This is a genomic window from Glycomyces mayteni (assembly GCF_042428885.1).
Classification (GTDB): domain Bacteria; phylum Actinomycetota; class Actinomycetes; order Mycobacteriales; family Micromonosporaceae; genus Glycomyces; species Glycomyces mayteni.
In genome coordinates this window covers 491,712-506,107 of sequence record NZ_JBHMBP010000004.1, presented here as the reverse complement: position 1 = coordinate 506,107, position 14,396 = coordinate 491,712, and the positions used below count along the sequence as shown (strand labels likewise).

Here is a 14,396-nt window from a genome sequence, read left to right as displayed (position 1 = left end):
CTACTTGCGATCTACGTTTGGTGGCTCGCTTTCTTGCTGTCACTCGGCTATTAGGAGGTGAAATGGAGCTGTCAGCGAAGGAACTTTCTATGTTGGCCAATGCCCTCGACAAGGAGTATGACCGACTTGTGCGGGTTATGAATGGTCGGGACATGTTCAACAATACGGCGGAAGACTACTTCGGTCTTATCGGGCGTGTTATGGATGAGCGTATGGGGTCTAGCGTTGAGTCTGATCATTGCCGTACTGACTAAGTACGGGCTAGAGCTTGAGAAAGAAATACCCGACGACAAAAACAAATGGTTTGAAGTTCGCTGCCCGTTTCATTCCGGCGGGCTAGAGCAGAATCCGTCTGCCGCGGTTAACCCCGTCGAAGGCGCGTTCAACTGCCTAGCCTGCGGAATCAAGGGCAACGCAATTGCATTGATACGACAGGAGGAAAAGCTTAGTCGTGATGAAGCTCAGCGACGACTTGAGGGCATCGCTCTTGAGTACGGCGAAGACGTACCACAACCAACTACTAGAGCACCCGGACGCCGTCCAGTATTTGGAGGGTCGCGGGCTCAGTCCCGAGACGGTGCGAAGGTTCGTCCTCGGTTTCGTGGGTGAACCGGCGGAGCCGGTTGACGAGTCGTTCACGGGTCGGATCTCGATTCCCTACCTGCACTCCAGCCCTATTAAGGGCTGGTCTTGCTCGTCTTTCAAGTTCCGGCTTATGCCGGACGTCGAAGAGCGGCAGCGAGCCGCGGGTGGCAAGGTTCGGAAGTACATGCACCGCAAGGGTTTGAGTACCAAGATTTTCAACCCCGCGGCGTTGCTCAAAGACACGGACTACATCTGCGTGACCGAAGGCGAGCTAGACGCGATCTCCGCGGAGCAAGCCGGGTTGCCGACGATCGGCATTCCCGGGGCTACGCAGTGGGAGGACTGGTATCCGCGGCTGTTGGGCGGGTATCAGGCTGTGTACATGCTGCAAGACGAGGACAAAGCCGGTGAGGACATGTCGGCTATGTGGGCTGATCCGAAGAACGGCATTGCCAACGTCAAGGTCATTGTCATGGACAAGGACGTTAACCACACACTAGTCAGCCGCGGAGAGAACGGCTTGCGAGACCTGGTTCTAGGGGACCAGGCGTTATTTTTTGCTTAAGAAGTAGACAGACCTATGACAGGTCTGTAAAAGGAGAACGACATTGGACGACAACAAGCGTCTGACGACAATCAAGTTCACTAACGGCGACGCCATTCATTGGGAGTTCACCGTGCACCAGCGTGGGCTACTGATCAACGCGATGCGAAACGAGGGCCTCTTTTCCTTTGAGGGTGACGAGGGCGCATTGGCATATGTCAACACTCGGCAGATTACGTATGTGGCTGTAGATGGCGAGGATGAGTAGTGTTCAGAATCGTCGTCACTCCTGACGTACAGCTGCCGTTTCACAATCCGGCGATGCTGCGGAAGCACATCGCGTTTATCGGCGACATTCAGCCCGACGAGGTGCTGAACATTGGCGACCTGACCGACTTTCCCGAGCCGAGTCGTTGGAGCAAAGACACCCGAGCTGAGTTTGAAGGGAGCATTAAGACCAGTGTTGAAGCGACTAAGCGGGCGTATTTTGAACCGATCCGACAGGTCTATTCGGGCCCGGTCGGAATGCACATCGGCAATCACGACGCGCGGCCCCTCGACTATCAGCGGCGGTACGCCCCCGCACTCGACTACGAGGACAAGCGGGAGTCCCCGTTCTACTACGGCAACCTGCTCGACTTCGACGGCTTCGGCGTAGCCGACCGCGGCGACTTCTACGAGTTCGCTAAGGGCTGGGAATCGACCCACGGGCACAAAGTGCCCGCGTCGCTTTCTCAGATTCCCGGACTTACCGCGCTCAACTCGGGCCGGAAGCGGGACACGTCGATCGTGTGCGGGCATACGCACCGCCTCGCCGCGGTGCCCGGGACCGTTGGGGGTGCCAAGCGAGAGCGCACTATCTGGGGCGTCGAAGTCGGCAACTTCATGGACAAGAGAAAGGCTGGCTATCTAGACAAGAAGGGTGGCTACGCCAATTGGCAAAGCGGCTTCGCCGTAATCGACGTTGACGGGCCGAAGGTGAAAGTTGACATCATTCCTGTTTACAAGGACGGGTCATTCATCTTTGAGGGACGGAAGTGGGACTAGATAATTGAATCACAGTGAGGAATACCTAAAGCGCATTGCGCCCGATATCAAGAAAGCCGCGGAGAAAGTCTCCGCGCAGTTTGGTTCGCTCGAATATGACGAGATCTATCAGAACCTTTGGGAATGGGTCCTTCGCGAATCCTACGAACTGACGCCGTCTGACGAGGGCGGCGCCGCCGTGCGTTTCCTCGTTCAGGCGGGTCAGCGAATGTGTGGCAAGGAGCTTGCGGAAAAGAATCCGCGTCAGGACGCGTACTTCTATTCTCCGAAAAAGGTGCGTGAGCTACTCGACCGCGGGGCGCTGTGCTACATCGATGGCGACATTGCGGGCCGCAGCGACATGCTGACGGCGTACCAGACGCTAGACCGCGACGAACAGGGCTCCATTGTCCGGGCGTTCCTGGAGAACGGAGACGAGCACAAGAAGCCCGGCGCCGCCGCGATGGCCCTCAAGCGTGCTGTCGACAAGCTCGCTATGGAAATGAACCGGATCGGAGAGAACCGATCCGAATGGCACAAGGACCGCGCGGTGACCGGCTTCACCGGATCTCGCAAGCTTGTCAATACCAAGTCTGAGACTTACTAAGGAGTACACATCATGGTTGACAAAGACCCTACGGAACCCAAGAAGCCCCCGGCCTGGTTCACGGCGCTCTGCGTCGCTTTGCTTGTCATCGGGGCATACCACGTTATCGAGTTCCTTATCTATCTCGTGAACCTGGTCATCTAATGGCCGATGACCGCGATAAGGACTACAACCAAATCTGCACGATTTTCAATTATCACCCGCATCCGCAATACGGACAGTGGCCTCTTGACGGCGACGACGGGCCTTATCCGTGTCGCCTGAGCAATTGGCCTATCGAAGATCTTGTTTCTTATGTTGGCGGCGAGTACGCCGCATCCTACTACACTAAGGAAAGCAACTAACTTATGTCTTACAACACTCAGTCTGGCCCGTTTGACAACAACGATGTTCCGCCGTGGGCTGATGAGCCCGAGGCGCCTGTGCAGGAGGGTCAGCCCGCTTGGGCTGACCCGGCGGTTACCTCGCCGGAGGCGGTCTCCGCGACGCTCAAGGCCGGTCGCGACTTCGACGCGCCTTGGGTTGTCGTCAAGGGCCCCACGGCCGACTCGGTGTCGTCTCACCTTGACGACGTGATCCGCTCGGGCCTGCTTGCGAAGACGGCGGACGCGGGCCGCCAGCTTCAGTCGGCTTGGGGCGCTCAGGCGCCTACTCCGCAGGCGCAGGCTCCGCGGCAGAACAACCGACCGGCTAGCAACGGCTGGGGCGGGCCGCGCCCGCAGAACCCGGCTCCGCAGGGCGGCGGCAACGCCCGAACGAAGGGCGCCCCGATTCCCACGGGTCAGGCTTGCGCGCACGGCGTGCTCGCCTACACCTCGTGGACGGCTAAGGACGGCTCGGGCCGCACGTTTGAGGCGTACAAGTGCCCCGCCGCCGTGGCGGACTACCGAGACCCCAACAGCTGCAAGGAAACCGTGTGGGCTGACAAGGTCCGCTAGCTAGTGACGAGGGGCCCTCCGGGGCCCCTCTCCTGTCCCTAGAAAGGAGGGGCCATGCCGGGCAGGACACTCATTTTCGATGTCGAGACGCACTCGGCTACCGAGCTGTTCACCATGGCGCCGGAGGAGTTCGTCCGGCTGATCGGTTACAAGTGGTCCGGCGAGGACCACGTCACACTGACTACGGATCTTGACGAGATCCGAGACGCTATCCGCTCTGCGCGATGGATCATCGGACACAACATTCATTCATTCGACTTGCCCGCCGTGTTCGGCGTCAAGAGCGATGAGCCGCTAGAGCTGACGATGCAAGGCCGCGTCTACGACACGTGGACGCACGGGGCGCTCGTGAACCCGGCACCGTCCGAGTACGTCGACCGGTTCGGCCGGAAGGCTATCGCGGACAAGCCCGCGGCAATGAAGAAGTGGTTCAGCCTAGACGAGCAAGCGCACCAGCTAGGCGTGCAAGGCAAGACGCACGATCTCAAGGAGCTAGCCCGCGAGTTCGGGGGATTCGGCGAAATCCCAGTAGATGACCCGAGGTACCGCGACTATCTGGTAGGCGACGTACGGGCTTCTGAGGCCGTTGCAATGGCGCTTCTCAAGCTCGGGCCACTCAACGAATACGCCATGCGTGAGCAAGAGATTGAATGCCGCAAGTTCATTATCTCAGCGAACGGGCTACGGGTCGATATCGCCAAGGCGACGGCGCGTCGCGACGAATTGGCAGCACGCAAAGACGTGATCCTCGCAGAGCTGCAAAGCAAATACGGGCTGCCGACCGAAGGGGCGGCGCCGTGGGATACCGACCCCGGCAAGCGGGCGATCCTGTCGGCCCTCGCCGACCACGCCATTACGGCGCGGACACGCCCTGACTGGCCTAAGACCCCGGTTGACGCGAAGCGGGCTGAGAAGCTTGCAGAGGCCAAGGAAAAGGCCGAAGCGCTCCGCGCGGATCTTGCTGGCTGGATGGACGAGATTAGTAGCGGTGAGCTGCCGCCGCGGTCGGTTGCAGCGCGTCAGCGCTGGATTGCTCGCGACTCAGAGAAGCTAGAGCAGTTGCAGCAAGAGCCGCTTCCGCCGTACTTCGGGCTGTCGCTTTCTGGCGATGCACTGATTGAGCTGACCAAGGATACGGCTGCCGAAGACCTCGGAGCCGCACTCGCAGAGCTGAAAGGACAGCGGTCGCTGTCCCAGCTAGCTCTTGACTCGGTTCACCCTGACGGGTTCGTTCACCCGGATATCACGATGTTGCAGCGGTCCGGCCGTTGGTCGACCACGGAGCCGGGTCTAACCATCTGGACGAACAATGGCCCCGGCGCCGTCGAGAAGGACTATTACATTGCTGACAGCGATGATGAGGTTTTGATTGAGTTCGACATGTCGAACGCTGACGCCCGAATCATCGCCGCGGTAAGCGGCGACAAGCGATACGCAGAGCGATTCGAGCCCGGCGCAGACGGGCACATGATCAATGCGCTCGCCGCGTGGGGCGAAGAGATCGTCAGCAAAGACCCTAAGCGCTATCGCAAGCAAGCCAAACCTCTCGGGCATGGCTGGTCATACGGCGGGCGCCCGCGAGGGCTTCAGAAAGCCTCTGGGCTGCCGCTTGAGACGGCTACCGAGTTTTGCGAAGGTATGGACGCAGCGTTTTTCGTGCTTGTCGCTTGGCAAAACCGCGTACGCCGCGAAGCGCGGCGGAACGGCTATGTCGTCAACGACTGGGGACGGCGAATGCCGGTTGAGAAGGGTCGGGAGTACACGCAAGCCCCGGCGCTGCTTGGGCAGTCTGGCACTCGGGAAATGATTTGTGACATCTTGCTTGAGATGCCTATCCCGCTGTTGCGCCGGGTCAAGGCGCAGATTCATGACGCGCTCTTGCTGTCGATTCCGAAGGCGAATGCCGAGGCGTGGCGAACGCACATGCTCAAGCTCATGTATCGCACGTTCAAGCCGAAGCAAGGCGGGCAACTAATCGAGTTCCCTGCCGACTCCGGCCCCGCGGGCCGGACTTGGTACGAAGCAATTCACTAGGAGAGCAATGGACTTCAGTTACAAGGAGAAGCAAGACCTTATATGGTCTATCAACGAGAACCGAGAACGTCTCGCGGAAGAGGGTCGCAAGGCAATCGACGCGGAGCACAACCTACTTACGTACGGCGATGAGCTAGGGGTTATTCAGGCCCGGGCTCGTTACAAGGCGGTCATGACTTCGTTCGACCGGCTCGGCTCGCTACTGACGAAAGTAAAGGAGCAGGCATGAGCAACGAAGACGTAATGCTTCAGCCGTTCCGCGAAGCGGCGGCTAAGGAGCTTGAGGCTTACGCCTCGGACTTGCTGAGCGAGATCAAGAAATACGACATTGATCGGGACAAGGAGTTTCGCAAGGGCCTTATTGAGGCGTATAAGCGCGTGTACGCGCACATTGACAAGCTCATGCCGGAATGGGCTGACGCTGATGGTTAGGCACAAGTGCCTGACTGAGCAGGTATTCAAGAACGCCCGAAAGGCTGAATACGTCAGCAAGCCGTATATGTGCAAGTGCGGCAAGGCGTACTCCATCACGGTTAGCTATGTCGGAGGGGTCGAGGGCATTGCAGTCCGTTCAGCTCCGTACGAGGCGTACGTGCAGCCGGTCAAAGACCGGGACGGCAACAAGTGCGTTAAGAACTGCGGGCGCAAGCCCGCCCCGGAAATGCTCAGGGTTGTTCGTATTGATCCTTTCAAGGCGGACACGATGACGAATCTAGAAACGGTGTGCCGCTGGTGCGCGCCGGATTGGGAATGAATGGCGGAGACGTTTGACGCCCTCGGCAACCCGATTGAACCGGGTGACCGAATCATCATTACTCGCAAGGTTTACGGAAACCGTCCTGAGCTGTTCGATACGGATTGCATGTCGGTGTCTGGTAGCCGGGTCTATTACCGTCCCAACAGTCAAGAAAAGCGTTGGGATTTTCAGACCACACACCCTTACGTTACTAACAAGCAGGTTGTTTCTATTACCGCGCTGCTTTCGGGGGACTAATTGGAAGACGATGACGACGCACAGCTTATGACGAACATGGAATTCGAGGCGCTTATAGCGCATGAGCTGTTTAGTGAATATCGCAAGGCTGGCTTTACTGAGAAGCAAGCGCTAATGCTGATCGGCGTACTTACTGCGCTTAACCAGTGGCTAGCCGAAGATGAAGTTAGCGAAGACGAGTGAGAGAGGGGCCCGAGAGGGCCCCTTGTTTATTGGAGAGACTATGAAGACCAGTGAAGCGCTCCGCGGCGGAGCGGAGTACATCGGCAAGAACGGGCACTTTAAGGGTTCGCTGATTGACGGCGACGGGTCGGTTCTGGACAGGGCGCTCGCTGGGGCGCCTGCCTGCCTGATCGGTTCTGCGATTGCGCATATGGAGCTGTCAGACGCGTACGACCATGACATCGTAGACCGGATCTACGGCGCGCACCACAACCTGTACGACACCCCGGCGCCCGTGTTCAACGACGCTCAGTCGACCACGGCGTCAGACGCGATCATTCGCATGAACCAGCTTGCCAACCACTTCGAGGAGCTGGGGGACTAGTGAAGCTGCATACGCTGACGCTAGATACAGAGACCATTAGTCGCGTCGTTGACGCCCTGGAGCTTGCCGAGGCCAACGAGCGATATGAGAACTTCATTTCAGACGTAAAGACTGATCTTCCAGACCAGTACGCCGCGGCGCGTGTGGAGGTATACGAATCCGCGGAGGGCGATGGTTGGGTGTACGGAGAGAGCGAATGAAACTGTTCAAACGGCGCAAGAAGATGCTGCTTATTGGTGATGCTGTGGAGTTCCAGGGACTCACGTTCCGAGTCACTGACTTCCAGCTTGCCTATGACGGCAAGCCCCGGATCACGATCAAGCTGATCGGAGTGCGTAAGTGACCGAGGAGGAGTTTATCCGCCTCCTAGAGGCTCAGAGCGAAATGGAGACCTACGAGGGTGTTCCGGACTATACGAGGTCTGTAAGAGCCTACAGGGCTGTTCTAGCCCATCTGCTTGACAACGTGGTAGACCCGCGCGACTCTGCCAAGGGCATTGTCCACGCACTTGAATCCCGACTTAAGAAACTGGAGAGCTAATGGAGTGCGACGATTGGTATAGCGACCCGTACGGGTCGCCCTCTAAGTACGGCCTTACTAAGGTTGGCGAGGTCGAATGGTCTGAGCCGTGTTGGTCGTTTGACCTGACCGCGGTTTGGAAGGACGCGGACGGCGTCTTCTACTGGGGCTCCGATTCGGGTTGCTCTTGCCCGACCCCGTTTGAGGGCATTCGGTCTAAGGACGAGCTGTCTAGGGGAAGTTTCTTTCAGTGCGCCGCTGCGCTTCAGGGCATCCTTGCTAACCGGAAGGCTGACGGTTGGTCGGACCTCCGCGCTAATGCTGAAACCGATGTGACCAACCTGATTTCACGAATGCGCGAGGGCAACTAGTGGGTTACCCGGTCATGCTAGAGATTGCCGTCATGCCTGACGGCAAGTTCCACGTAACCACCTTCGACCCGTTCGGCGAAACGCCGGAACGGCCTACCAGCATTGGCAAGTTCACCACGGAAGAGCTGGGACAGTTCTTTACTCGAATGGCGGAGAAGATCGCTAAGTGACGTTCCTTGACACGTTCGGAGAGCCCCTAGTTGTAGGGGATAAGGTGATTGCTGTTCGGACTGAGGGCAAGACGGTTCGGATGTCTAAGGGCGAAGTCCGACGCTTCGGCAACGGAGCGAAGGAGGATCGCGCGTTCGTGGTCTTCGCCGCTCAGGCGCCTAGTCGTTTTATCGGCTGGGGCGCTCATTTCAACTCTGCCCAGGCGGCGAAGGACGCCGGAGAAGGCTGGTTCAAGACGACTCGACTTGCGAAGGTAGCGGCTCTATGATCATCGGCCTTGCTGGCTACGCCGGAAGCGGTAAAGACACCGCGGGCAAGATCCTTGTTGACCGCGGCTATACGCGCCTTGCCTTCGCGGACAAGCTCAAGGAGCTTGCTATCAAGATCGACCCGAACGTATGGGACAACGAAGACGAGGTAGACGTACCGCTGTCGTGGTACGTCACTAAGTGGGGTTGGGACGACGCTAAGAAGTCGGACGAGGTCCGCGGGCTGCTCCAGCGCCTAGGCGCGGGTGTCCGCGAGATCCTTGGAGACAACACCTGGGTTGCCCCGATCGAAGAGACGCTATACGACAAGCCACACCTTGACTACGTGATCACTGACGTGCGTTACCCCAATGAAATTCAGTCGGTGCATGACTACGGCGGGGTTGTCTGGTGGATTGACCGGCCGGGCGTTGGCCCGGTCAACGATCACGAGTCGGAAGCGTCGATCAAAGTCGGGGACTGCGATCTCTACGTTCTGAACGACAAGACGGTTGACGACCTGAGAGCCAAGATCAATCTTGCTCTTGAGGTATCGACAAGCGTAGTTTCAATGTCTGGCTAGATCTCAAATCACAACCATTGGAATTTGTCGAGTTCAAGCCCAACTAAATACAACACAACAACTTTGGAGGGCCCTGTTTCGGCAGGGCCCTCTCTGTATTCGGAGAGAAGACATGGACGAGTATTGCGGCGTGCACGACGCGCCGCTAGAAGAGCTTCCGGCGGAAGGCGCACCCATCGACGGCTGTACTGATTGCGTTGCCGCTCTGACTGGCAACTCACCTACGACGGTTGACCTTGAGGAAACCGCCCGTAACTACCGAGAGCAGTATCCGGCGTTTTGGCGCCTCATCATGGGGGATAGCGAGTGATGTACTACGACACCGAAGGCCGTCTTATCGAGCTGCACGAAGACGAGGAAAACGATTGGTGGGAAGACGTCATGCAAGACGAGTTCCTAGACGAGTCTGACGAATACGAGGGGCGGCGCGATGCGGCCTACTGAAAGCACTTTGACCGTAGAAAAGGTCCGTCAGCTAGAGCTGTTCCTTAACAACGAGCGCCGCTCGTTGTTCGTTGACGGAACGATCTTCCGCGAATATGTCGGCACTGTGAACGAGGCAATTGCCTATTTCGACAAGGAGCTGAAAGCGGCTGGTTTCGTCGCTCCGCGGCGAAACTCTTGGGTCCTTTCCGACCGGGGCACGCTGGTTGTCGGCACGCGCCGCCAGCTCACTCGTGCTGACGTTGAGGGCTTTCTCGCGAAAATAGGGCAGAAGTACGACGGGCACACGAACGTAACTATCAATCAGTCTAACCACACCGTCTTTGTCAAGAACGGTGACAGCATCTCTTGGAGTGACTAAATTGGCTGCAACTGTAGCTATGGAATTTACGGTACTACCGACCAAAGAGCTAGAAGCGCTCCGCGCTGATCGTGCGGAGCTTGCGAAGGTCAAGGAAAAGCACAAGAAGGCTACTCGCAAGATTGCTGAGCTAGTCAAGGGTGATCCGTATGTCTCGGCCGAGGCTTGGAATGCCGCGAGGCGCCCGCGAAGCGGGCCCGATCCGAAGCCGCTTGGGAAGCGGGTCACGTATGGGTATCTGGACGAGGCTCAGCTATCTCCGTACAGGGCGGCTGTCAGTGACGCGTGTGTCCGTCTCGCGGAGCAGACCCTTACTCCGCGGCACCTGCTTAACGTCTCGACTGTCTACGAGACGCCCGAAGAACTTGCCGCGCGGATTCGCGCGCTTGAGGCGGCTAACAAGGAGGCCAACCGACAGGCGGACGTACTAAGGGAGCGGGCTGGGTTGGAACTCGTCCGAACCAAGAAGACCAATGACGCCCTCCGCGGGGCCGGGTACTACTTCGTTGACCCTGCCGAGGGCGTGCGCGCTATGGCGCGCGATCTTCAGTCGGCTAACAACCGGGCAGACCTGTACAGCACGAAGCTGGGGAAGGCGGAGAAGGACCGCGACGCGGCCCGCACCGAGCTTGCCAAGGTCCGCACCCGAGTCGTTCACGCTGAGGGCTACCTTTCCGGCAAGAACGACGGATTCACGCCTAGCAGGGTCACTATTGGTAATCAGCTGTTTGGTGCTGTCGATTGGGGCAAGGCGGGTGACTGACTTTCACTTCGGAGAGAAGTTCGCTATTCTTTCGGCCCTGTCGACTTACATCGATCAAAAGCGCACTTTTGCCGACCGTTGTGAGCCTTACCATAAGCAGGCTGCGGAGGCGCTTCGCAAATTCGCCGATGAAGCCGACGAGCTACTTATCCGCCTTCGAGCGGAATGGACTAGCAAGTAAGAAACCGCCCCGGGCCTAATGGCCCGGGGCTCTTTTTGCGTTTAGTGGTTCCAGACGTCAAGGATTTTGTACGCATTCGTTCCCGGCTCGCGCCGGATTCGGAGTTTCAGCCCCGCCTTGATAATCATCTCGCGGCGTTCTTCATCGTTCGACCTGAGCCACCTCTCAGCGTTGGTTTCCGAGGACTGTGTAACCTCCCAACGGCCCGAAGACGCTGCCTGGGTCTCTAGGTCTGCAATCGCCGCGTCGAGGGCGTCTAGGCGCGTCTGAAGGCGTTGCCGGGCCGTTTGCGACTTGGCCCGCTGCGCTTGCTCAGAGACGGCGACCCATTCGGAGGTCAGGTCGCCCAACCGCTTCGCGTTCGGGTCGGATTTGACGTAGCGTCCTTCGGACACTAGCTCTTGGCCTAGCTCGTTGACGAACCAGTTTTCAAGGTACGCCCACGCGTAGGAAATCGGGATATTGCCCGTGTTGTTGCACCTGCCGCTCTTGTCTGAGGCTCGATAGCATCGAAGGTAGGCGGCCTCTTTCGACCGCGGGTCTTTGACTGTCGCCATGTTGGCCTCGCAGTCGTAGCAGATAACGACTTCACGCAACGGGCCTATCTGCTTCTTGACGTGTGGGCGCTTAGCGGTGCTTTGCTCTGACAGCGCTGTTCGGACTTCTGCTAGCTTGTCCTTGGTAATCAGCGGCTCCCAAACTTGAATCGGGTTGCCGTCCTCGTCACGGTTGGTATAGCGGCGGAGGACGCCGTCAACCCGCTCGCTAATGATTTGGTAGCCCAAGGGCAGGTCAGTCTCAAACAGCCCGCGAATAGTCTTGCCATGCCACGGCGTACCCTTCGCGTCCTTGCCCTGGAGCACCCGTGACCAGTCGGCAGGCGAAAGCTCTTTCTTTTCGTTGAGATCCGCGACAATCGCATACACAGACTCCTTGTCAATGATGCGGTCGGCGACCTTCAGAAACAATTTGTGCGTCTTCTTGGAGGGAACGAGGATCTTACGATCCCCTTCTTTCTTGACCTCGTATCCGAACGGCAAGGCGCCGCCGCGCCACGATTGCTTTTCGCGCAAGTGCACATGTAGTGATGACGTCCGGACAGAGGTGTTGTACGACTCCATTTCCGCCGCCGCGGCTACGATAGTGATAAACACATCGTTAACGATCCGACCAATGCCCGTGGCATTGGGGTTGTAGGTCAGGTCGTCTTTCAAGAACACCAGGGACTTACCTGTCTTGTCGGACCATCGCTGCATTTCCCGCGTGTCTTTCATCGACCGGCAAAATCTATCGAGCTTCCAGACAACGAGCTGATCATATCGAGCCAGCTTCTCGGGCTCCGTAAGCCACGGCCCGAGCTTCGGGCGCTCAAATGGGCTGAACTTGTAGGCCGAAACGTCTAGATCCTCAACCAGGGCAACGTACTTCACGCCGGGCACCTGGTTCAGGTCGCCGCGCTGACGAACGGGGCTGGTAGTGTCATCGTCAAGTCTTGAGATGCGGATAGATCCGAGACTTGGGATCAGCTTTATTGTATCCATGACCAGGGAGTATATCAGTGTACTTCTCGGGAAGAGTGCCCGCCGACTCCCTTGTAGGCCGGGTCATCCTCTCCACGCGGTTCCAGCCCGGCGCGGTCGTCGGCGTCGGCCTCACCGCGAGCCTCTTCATCCCCGTCTGCGTCGTCACCGGCGGCCCGGTCGTCCTCATCGCCCTGCCGCTGCTGGCGATCACGGCGCTGGCCGACGCCTCCTACATGCTGCTGGCGGCCCGCTCCACGAGCCTGTCGCGGCGGGTCCTCGTCCTCGAACCGCTCGCCGCGCGCCTCTCCGAAGGCGCCTGGCTGCTCGCCCTGTGGCTCCTCGGCGCGCCCGGCTGGGCCGTGGCCGTCACCGGCGCCCTGTGCTGGATGTACGTCCTCACCCGCATGCGCGCCCGGCAGGTCGGCCTGAACGACCTCGGCATGACCACCATGGGGGAGCGCTCGGTCCGCGAGGTAGTGGTGGCCCTGGGCCTGGGCGCGTGCGGCGTCATCGCCGTCGCCGGGGGCGGCCAGTACGCCGAGTGGACCGAGGGCGTGGTGACGATCGCCATCACCGCGTGGATGCTCCTGGCGGCCCTGGGCCTGCTCCAGCTCGTCATCGTCGTCGGCGCGGCCCTGCGCAACGACTGACCGGGAATGCCCGCGCGCCCTCGCGTGTTGAGGGTCGAATGCGCTTCGACGACATCACCGACGACCAGATCGCCGCCTTCATCGACTCCGCCGCGCGCGAGCGCCGGGTCCCCGAGGAGACCCAGCGGCTGCGCGACGCCGAGGAGATGCTCGCCAAGAAGGACCCGCACGCGGCCCTGAAGTTCCTGGAGCCGCTCCTGCGCGACCACCCGGAGCACCCGGACGTCATGCTCGTGGCGGCCCGCGCCTACTTCAAGTCCGCGCAGCTGAACAAGGCGCTGGCGCTCTCGGAGAAGATGGTCGAGGCCAACCCGGCGGACTTCTACGCCCGCATGCTCCTGGGCCGGACCCTCCAGCGGCTGGGCCGCAACGACGAGGCGCGCGGGCACCTGCGCCTCGTGGACGAGATCACCGAGTAGCCGCCTTTCCCGGGCGGCACGGCGCGGCTGCCCGGCCCTGATCGAACACCGCATGGCGCGGAAGCGAACACAGTGGGGCGCGGACTGCAAAGTCCGCGGCCCTTTCGCTTTGCCGCGCAAGGCTTCTCCTGTCGGATGGGCGACAATCCGTAGCGATGCGCTGATTTTGTGCGAAGTTGGGGGTTGGAAATGTCGTACCCCTGTGGTTCCATGTTTCTCGAACGCAAGTTCGAACAGAGGTTTAGGAGGCCACCATGGCTGCTTCCCGACCCGGAGCCACCCGATCCGCATCGACCGTGTCGACCGCCGGCACCGGCTCCCCCCGACTCGTGCAGGCCGGCACCGTCTCCAACTCCCGGCTGCGCATCCCCGCCGACCAGTTGCCGAACCGCTCCCCGCTGCAACTGCTCGCCACCGCCCGCGCCGACCTCGACGACGCCGCCGAGCGCGTGCGGCCCGGCGAGCGGTACGCCGAGGCCCACATGGCGGCGCTGCGCGTCGCCGTCGCGGTCCTCGCCGTCCGCGCCGGGGACGCCACCGGCAGGCGCCGCCCCGGCCGCCCGTCGAGCACCTGGGAGCTCCTGCGCAACGTCGCGCCGGAACTGGAGGAGTGGGCCTCCCACTTCGCCCGCACGGCCCGCAAACGGGTGCTCGCCCAAGCGGGCATCCCCGACATCGTCACGCCCGAGGAGGCCGACTCCATCGTCGCCGACGCGCGGCGCTTCCTCGACGTGGTGGTGCGGCTACTGGGGTTCTCGGCGCTCGCGCGCTGAGAAGGACGCGAGGGAACGGGCTCGCTGACGGCCCGCCACCTCCGGGTGACCCCCGCCGTGCCCGGCGATATGCGCGCGACCCGTGCGCACCGGCGGTTATACGATTGGCGACGGC

General features: G+C 60.0%; 27 protein-coding genes and 1 pseudogene. 27 read left to right on the top strand and 1 reads right to left on the bottom strand.

The window, feature by feature from the left end:
- Positions 1–62 precede the first annotated feature (62 nt).
- From ACFFXY_RS17650 to ACFFXY_RS17540, 24 genes and pseudogenes are all read left to right on the top strand, one after another.
- Positions 63–254 carry a hypothetical protein gene (locus ACFFXY_RS17650; RefSeq protein ID WP_382355579.1) on the top strand — a complete coding sequence of 64 codons (192 nt, stop codon included), beginning with the start codon at positions 63–65 and terminating at the stop codon, positions 252–254.
- Positions 205–414: pseudogene (locus ACFFXY_RS17645) on the top strand (CHC2 zinc finger domain-containing protein); the annotation flags it as partial. The gene ACFFXY_RS17650 and the pseudogene ACFFXY_RS17645, both read left to right, overlap by 50 nt.
- Positions 415–454: 40 nt before the next feature.
- Entirely contained in the window at positions 455–1,150 is a 696-nt protein-coding gene (locus tag ACFFXY_RS17640; RefSeq protein ID WP_382353345.1) for a toprim domain-containing protein, read from the top strand.
- A 43-nt stretch (positions 1,151–1,193) separates the two neighbouring features.
- On the top strand, positions 1,194–1,397 hold the full coding sequence (locus ACFFXY_RS17635; RefSeq protein WP_382353342.1) for a hypothetical protein: 204 nt from the start codon (positions 1,194–1,196) through the stop codon (positions 1,395–1,397).
- Positions 1,397–2,176, top strand: a complete 780-nt coding sequence (locus tag ACFFXY_RS17630; protein WP_382353339.1) for a metallophosphoesterase — start codon at positions 1,397–1,399, stop codon at positions 2,174–2,176. The genes ACFFXY_RS17635 and ACFFXY_RS17630 overlap by 1 nt, the downstream gene beginning before the upstream one ends.
- Before the next feature lie 4 nt (positions 2,177–2,180).
- Positions 2,181–2,762, top strand: a complete 582-nt coding sequence (locus ACFFXY_RS17625; RefSeq protein WP_382353336.1) for a hypothetical protein — start codon at positions 2,181–2,183, stop codon at positions 2,760–2,762.
- Positions 2,763–3,109: 347 nt separating this feature from the next.
- Positions 3,110–3,700, top strand: coding sequence for a D29-gp49 family protein (locus ACFFXY_RS17620; RefSeq protein WP_382353333.1), 591 nt, complete (start codon positions 3,110–3,112; stop codon positions 3,698–3,700).
- A 54-nt stretch (positions 3,701–3,754) separates the two neighbouring features.
- A complete protein-coding gene (locus tag ACFFXY_RS17615) occupies positions 3,755–5,734 on the top strand; it encodes a DNA polymerase (RefSeq protein ID WP_382353330.1) in 1,980 nt (659 codons plus the stop codon).
- 7 nt (positions 5,735–5,741) lie between these two features.
- The gene (locus tag ACFFXY_RS17610) at positions 5,742–5,963 is read left to right on the top strand and encodes a hypothetical protein (protein WP_382353327.1); all 222 of its coding nucleotides are present in this window, start codon (positions 5,742–5,744) and stop codon (positions 5,961–5,963) included.
- Positions 5,960–6,166 carry a hypothetical protein gene (locus ACFFXY_RS17605; RefSeq protein WP_382353324.1) on the top strand — a complete coding sequence of 69 codons (207 nt, stop codon included), beginning with the start codon at positions 5,960–5,962 and terminating at the stop codon, positions 6,164–6,166. Before ACFFXY_RS17610 ends, ACFFXY_RS17605 begins: the two co-directional genes overlap by 4 nt.
- On the top strand, positions 6,159–6,488 hold the full coding sequence (locus tag ACFFXY_RS17600; protein WP_382353321.1) for a hypothetical protein: 330 nt from the start codon (positions 6,159–6,161) through the stop codon (positions 6,486–6,488). Before ACFFXY_RS17605 ends, ACFFXY_RS17600 begins: the two co-directional genes overlap by 8 nt.
- A gap of 240 nt (positions 6,489–6,728) precedes the next feature.
- A complete protein-coding gene (locus tag ACFFXY_RS17595) occupies positions 6,729–6,911 on the top strand; it encodes a hypothetical protein (RefSeq protein ID WP_382353318.1) in 183 nt (60 codons plus the stop codon).
- A gap of 40 nt (positions 6,912–6,951) precedes the next feature.
- The gene (locus ACFFXY_RS17590; protein ID WP_382353315.1) at positions 6,952–7,275 is read left to right on the top strand and encodes a hypothetical protein; all 324 of its coding nucleotides are present in this window, start codon (positions 6,952–6,954) and stop codon (positions 7,273–7,275) included.
- Positions 7,275–7,475: a hypothetical protein gene (locus ACFFXY_RS17585; RefSeq protein WP_382353312.1), complete on the top strand. Its 201-nt coding sequence runs from the start codon at positions 7,275–7,277 to the stop codon at positions 7,473–7,475. The genes ACFFXY_RS17590 and ACFFXY_RS17585 overlap by 1 nt, the downstream gene beginning before the upstream one ends.
- Positions 7,472–7,618, top strand: a complete 147-nt coding sequence (locus tag ACFFXY_RS17580) for a hypothetical protein (RefSeq protein ID WP_382353309.1) — start codon at positions 7,472–7,474, stop codon at positions 7,616–7,618. Before ACFFXY_RS17585 ends, ACFFXY_RS17580 begins: the two co-directional genes overlap by 4 nt.
- Complete coding sequence (locus ACFFXY_RS17575; protein WP_382353306.1) at positions 7,615–7,815, top strand: hypothetical protein; 201 nt, start codon at positions 7,615–7,617, stop codon at positions 7,813–7,815. The genes ACFFXY_RS17580 and ACFFXY_RS17575 overlap by 4 nt, the downstream gene beginning before the upstream one ends.
- Positions 7,815–8,165, top strand: a complete 351-nt coding sequence (locus ACFFXY_RS25405; protein WP_446685446.1) for a DUF7574 domain-containing protein — start codon at positions 7,815–7,817, stop codon at positions 8,163–8,165. Before ACFFXY_RS17575 ends, ACFFXY_RS25405 begins: the two co-directional genes overlap by 1 nt.
- Positions 8,166–8,197: 32 nt before the next feature.
- Positions 8,198–8,335 (top strand): hypothetical protein, encoded by a 138-nt coding sequence (locus ACFFXY_RS17570; protein WP_382353303.1) that lies wholly within the window; start codon positions 8,198–8,200, stop codon positions 8,333–8,335.
- Positions 8,332–8,604 carry a hypothetical protein gene (locus tag ACFFXY_RS17565; protein WP_382353300.1) on the top strand — a complete coding sequence of 91 codons (273 nt, stop codon included), beginning with the start codon at positions 8,332–8,334 and terminating at the stop codon, positions 8,602–8,604. Before ACFFXY_RS17570 ends, ACFFXY_RS17565 begins: the two co-directional genes overlap by 4 nt.
- Positions 8,601–9,167, top strand: a complete 567-nt coding sequence (locus tag ACFFXY_RS17560) for a deoxynucleotide monophosphate kinase family protein (protein ID WP_382353297.1) — start codon at positions 8,601–8,603, stop codon at positions 9,165–9,167. The genes ACFFXY_RS17565 and ACFFXY_RS17560 overlap by 4 nt, the downstream gene beginning before the upstream one ends.
- 112 nt (positions 9,168–9,279) lie before the next feature.
- Positions 9,280–9,477, top strand: coding sequence for a hypothetical protein (locus tag ACFFXY_RS17555; RefSeq protein ID WP_382353294.1), 198 nt, complete (start codon positions 9,280–9,282; stop codon positions 9,475–9,477).
- Entirely contained in the window at positions 9,474–9,611 is a 138-nt protein-coding gene (locus ACFFXY_RS17550) for a hypothetical protein (protein ID WP_382353290.1), read from the top strand. Before ACFFXY_RS17555 ends, ACFFXY_RS17550 begins: the two co-directional genes overlap by 4 nt.
- 7 nt (positions 9,612–9,618) lie before the next feature.
- Positions 9,619–9,972, top strand: a complete 354-nt coding sequence (locus ACFFXY_RS17545; RefSeq protein ID WP_382353287.1) for a hypothetical protein — start codon at positions 9,619–9,621, stop codon at positions 9,970–9,972.
- 1 nt (position 9,973) lies between these two features.
- Entirely contained in the window at positions 9,974–10,735 is a 762-nt protein-coding gene (locus ACFFXY_RS17540) for a hypothetical protein (protein ID WP_382353284.1), read from the top strand.
- 222 nt (positions 10,736–10,957) lie between these two features.
- Here ACFFXY_RS17540 and ACFFXY_RS17535 read toward each other — a convergent pair whose 3' ends face one another.
- Positions 10,958–12,457: a recombinase family protein gene (locus tag ACFFXY_RS17535; protein WP_382353281.1), complete on the bottom strand. Its 1,500-nt coding sequence runs from the start codon at positions 12,455–12,457 to the stop codon at positions 10,958–10,960.
- Between the two features lie 17 nt (positions 12,458–12,474).
- Here ACFFXY_RS17535 and ACFFXY_RS17530 point away from each other — a divergent pair, with 17 nt between their 5' ends.
- From ACFFXY_RS17530 to ACFFXY_RS17520, 3 genes are all read left to right on the top strand, one after another.
- Positions 12,475–13,089 carry a hypothetical protein gene (locus tag ACFFXY_RS17530; protein ID WP_382353278.1) on the top strand — a complete coding sequence of 205 codons (615 nt, stop codon included), beginning with the start codon at positions 12,475–12,477 and terminating at the stop codon, positions 13,087–13,089.
- Positions 13,090–13,127: 38 nt separating this feature from the next.
- Positions 13,128–13,508, top strand: a complete 381-nt coding sequence (locus tag ACFFXY_RS17525; protein WP_382353275.1) for a tetratricopeptide repeat protein — start codon at positions 13,128–13,130, stop codon at positions 13,506–13,508.
- Between the two features lie 254 nt (positions 13,509–13,762).
- The gene (locus ACFFXY_RS17520; protein WP_382353272.1) at positions 13,763–14,281 is read left to right on the top strand and encodes an SAV_6107 family HEPN domain-containing protein; all 519 of its coding nucleotides are present in this window, start codon (positions 13,763–13,765) and stop codon (positions 14,279–14,281) included.
- The last annotated feature ends 115 nt before the right edge of the window (positions 14,282–14,396 follow it).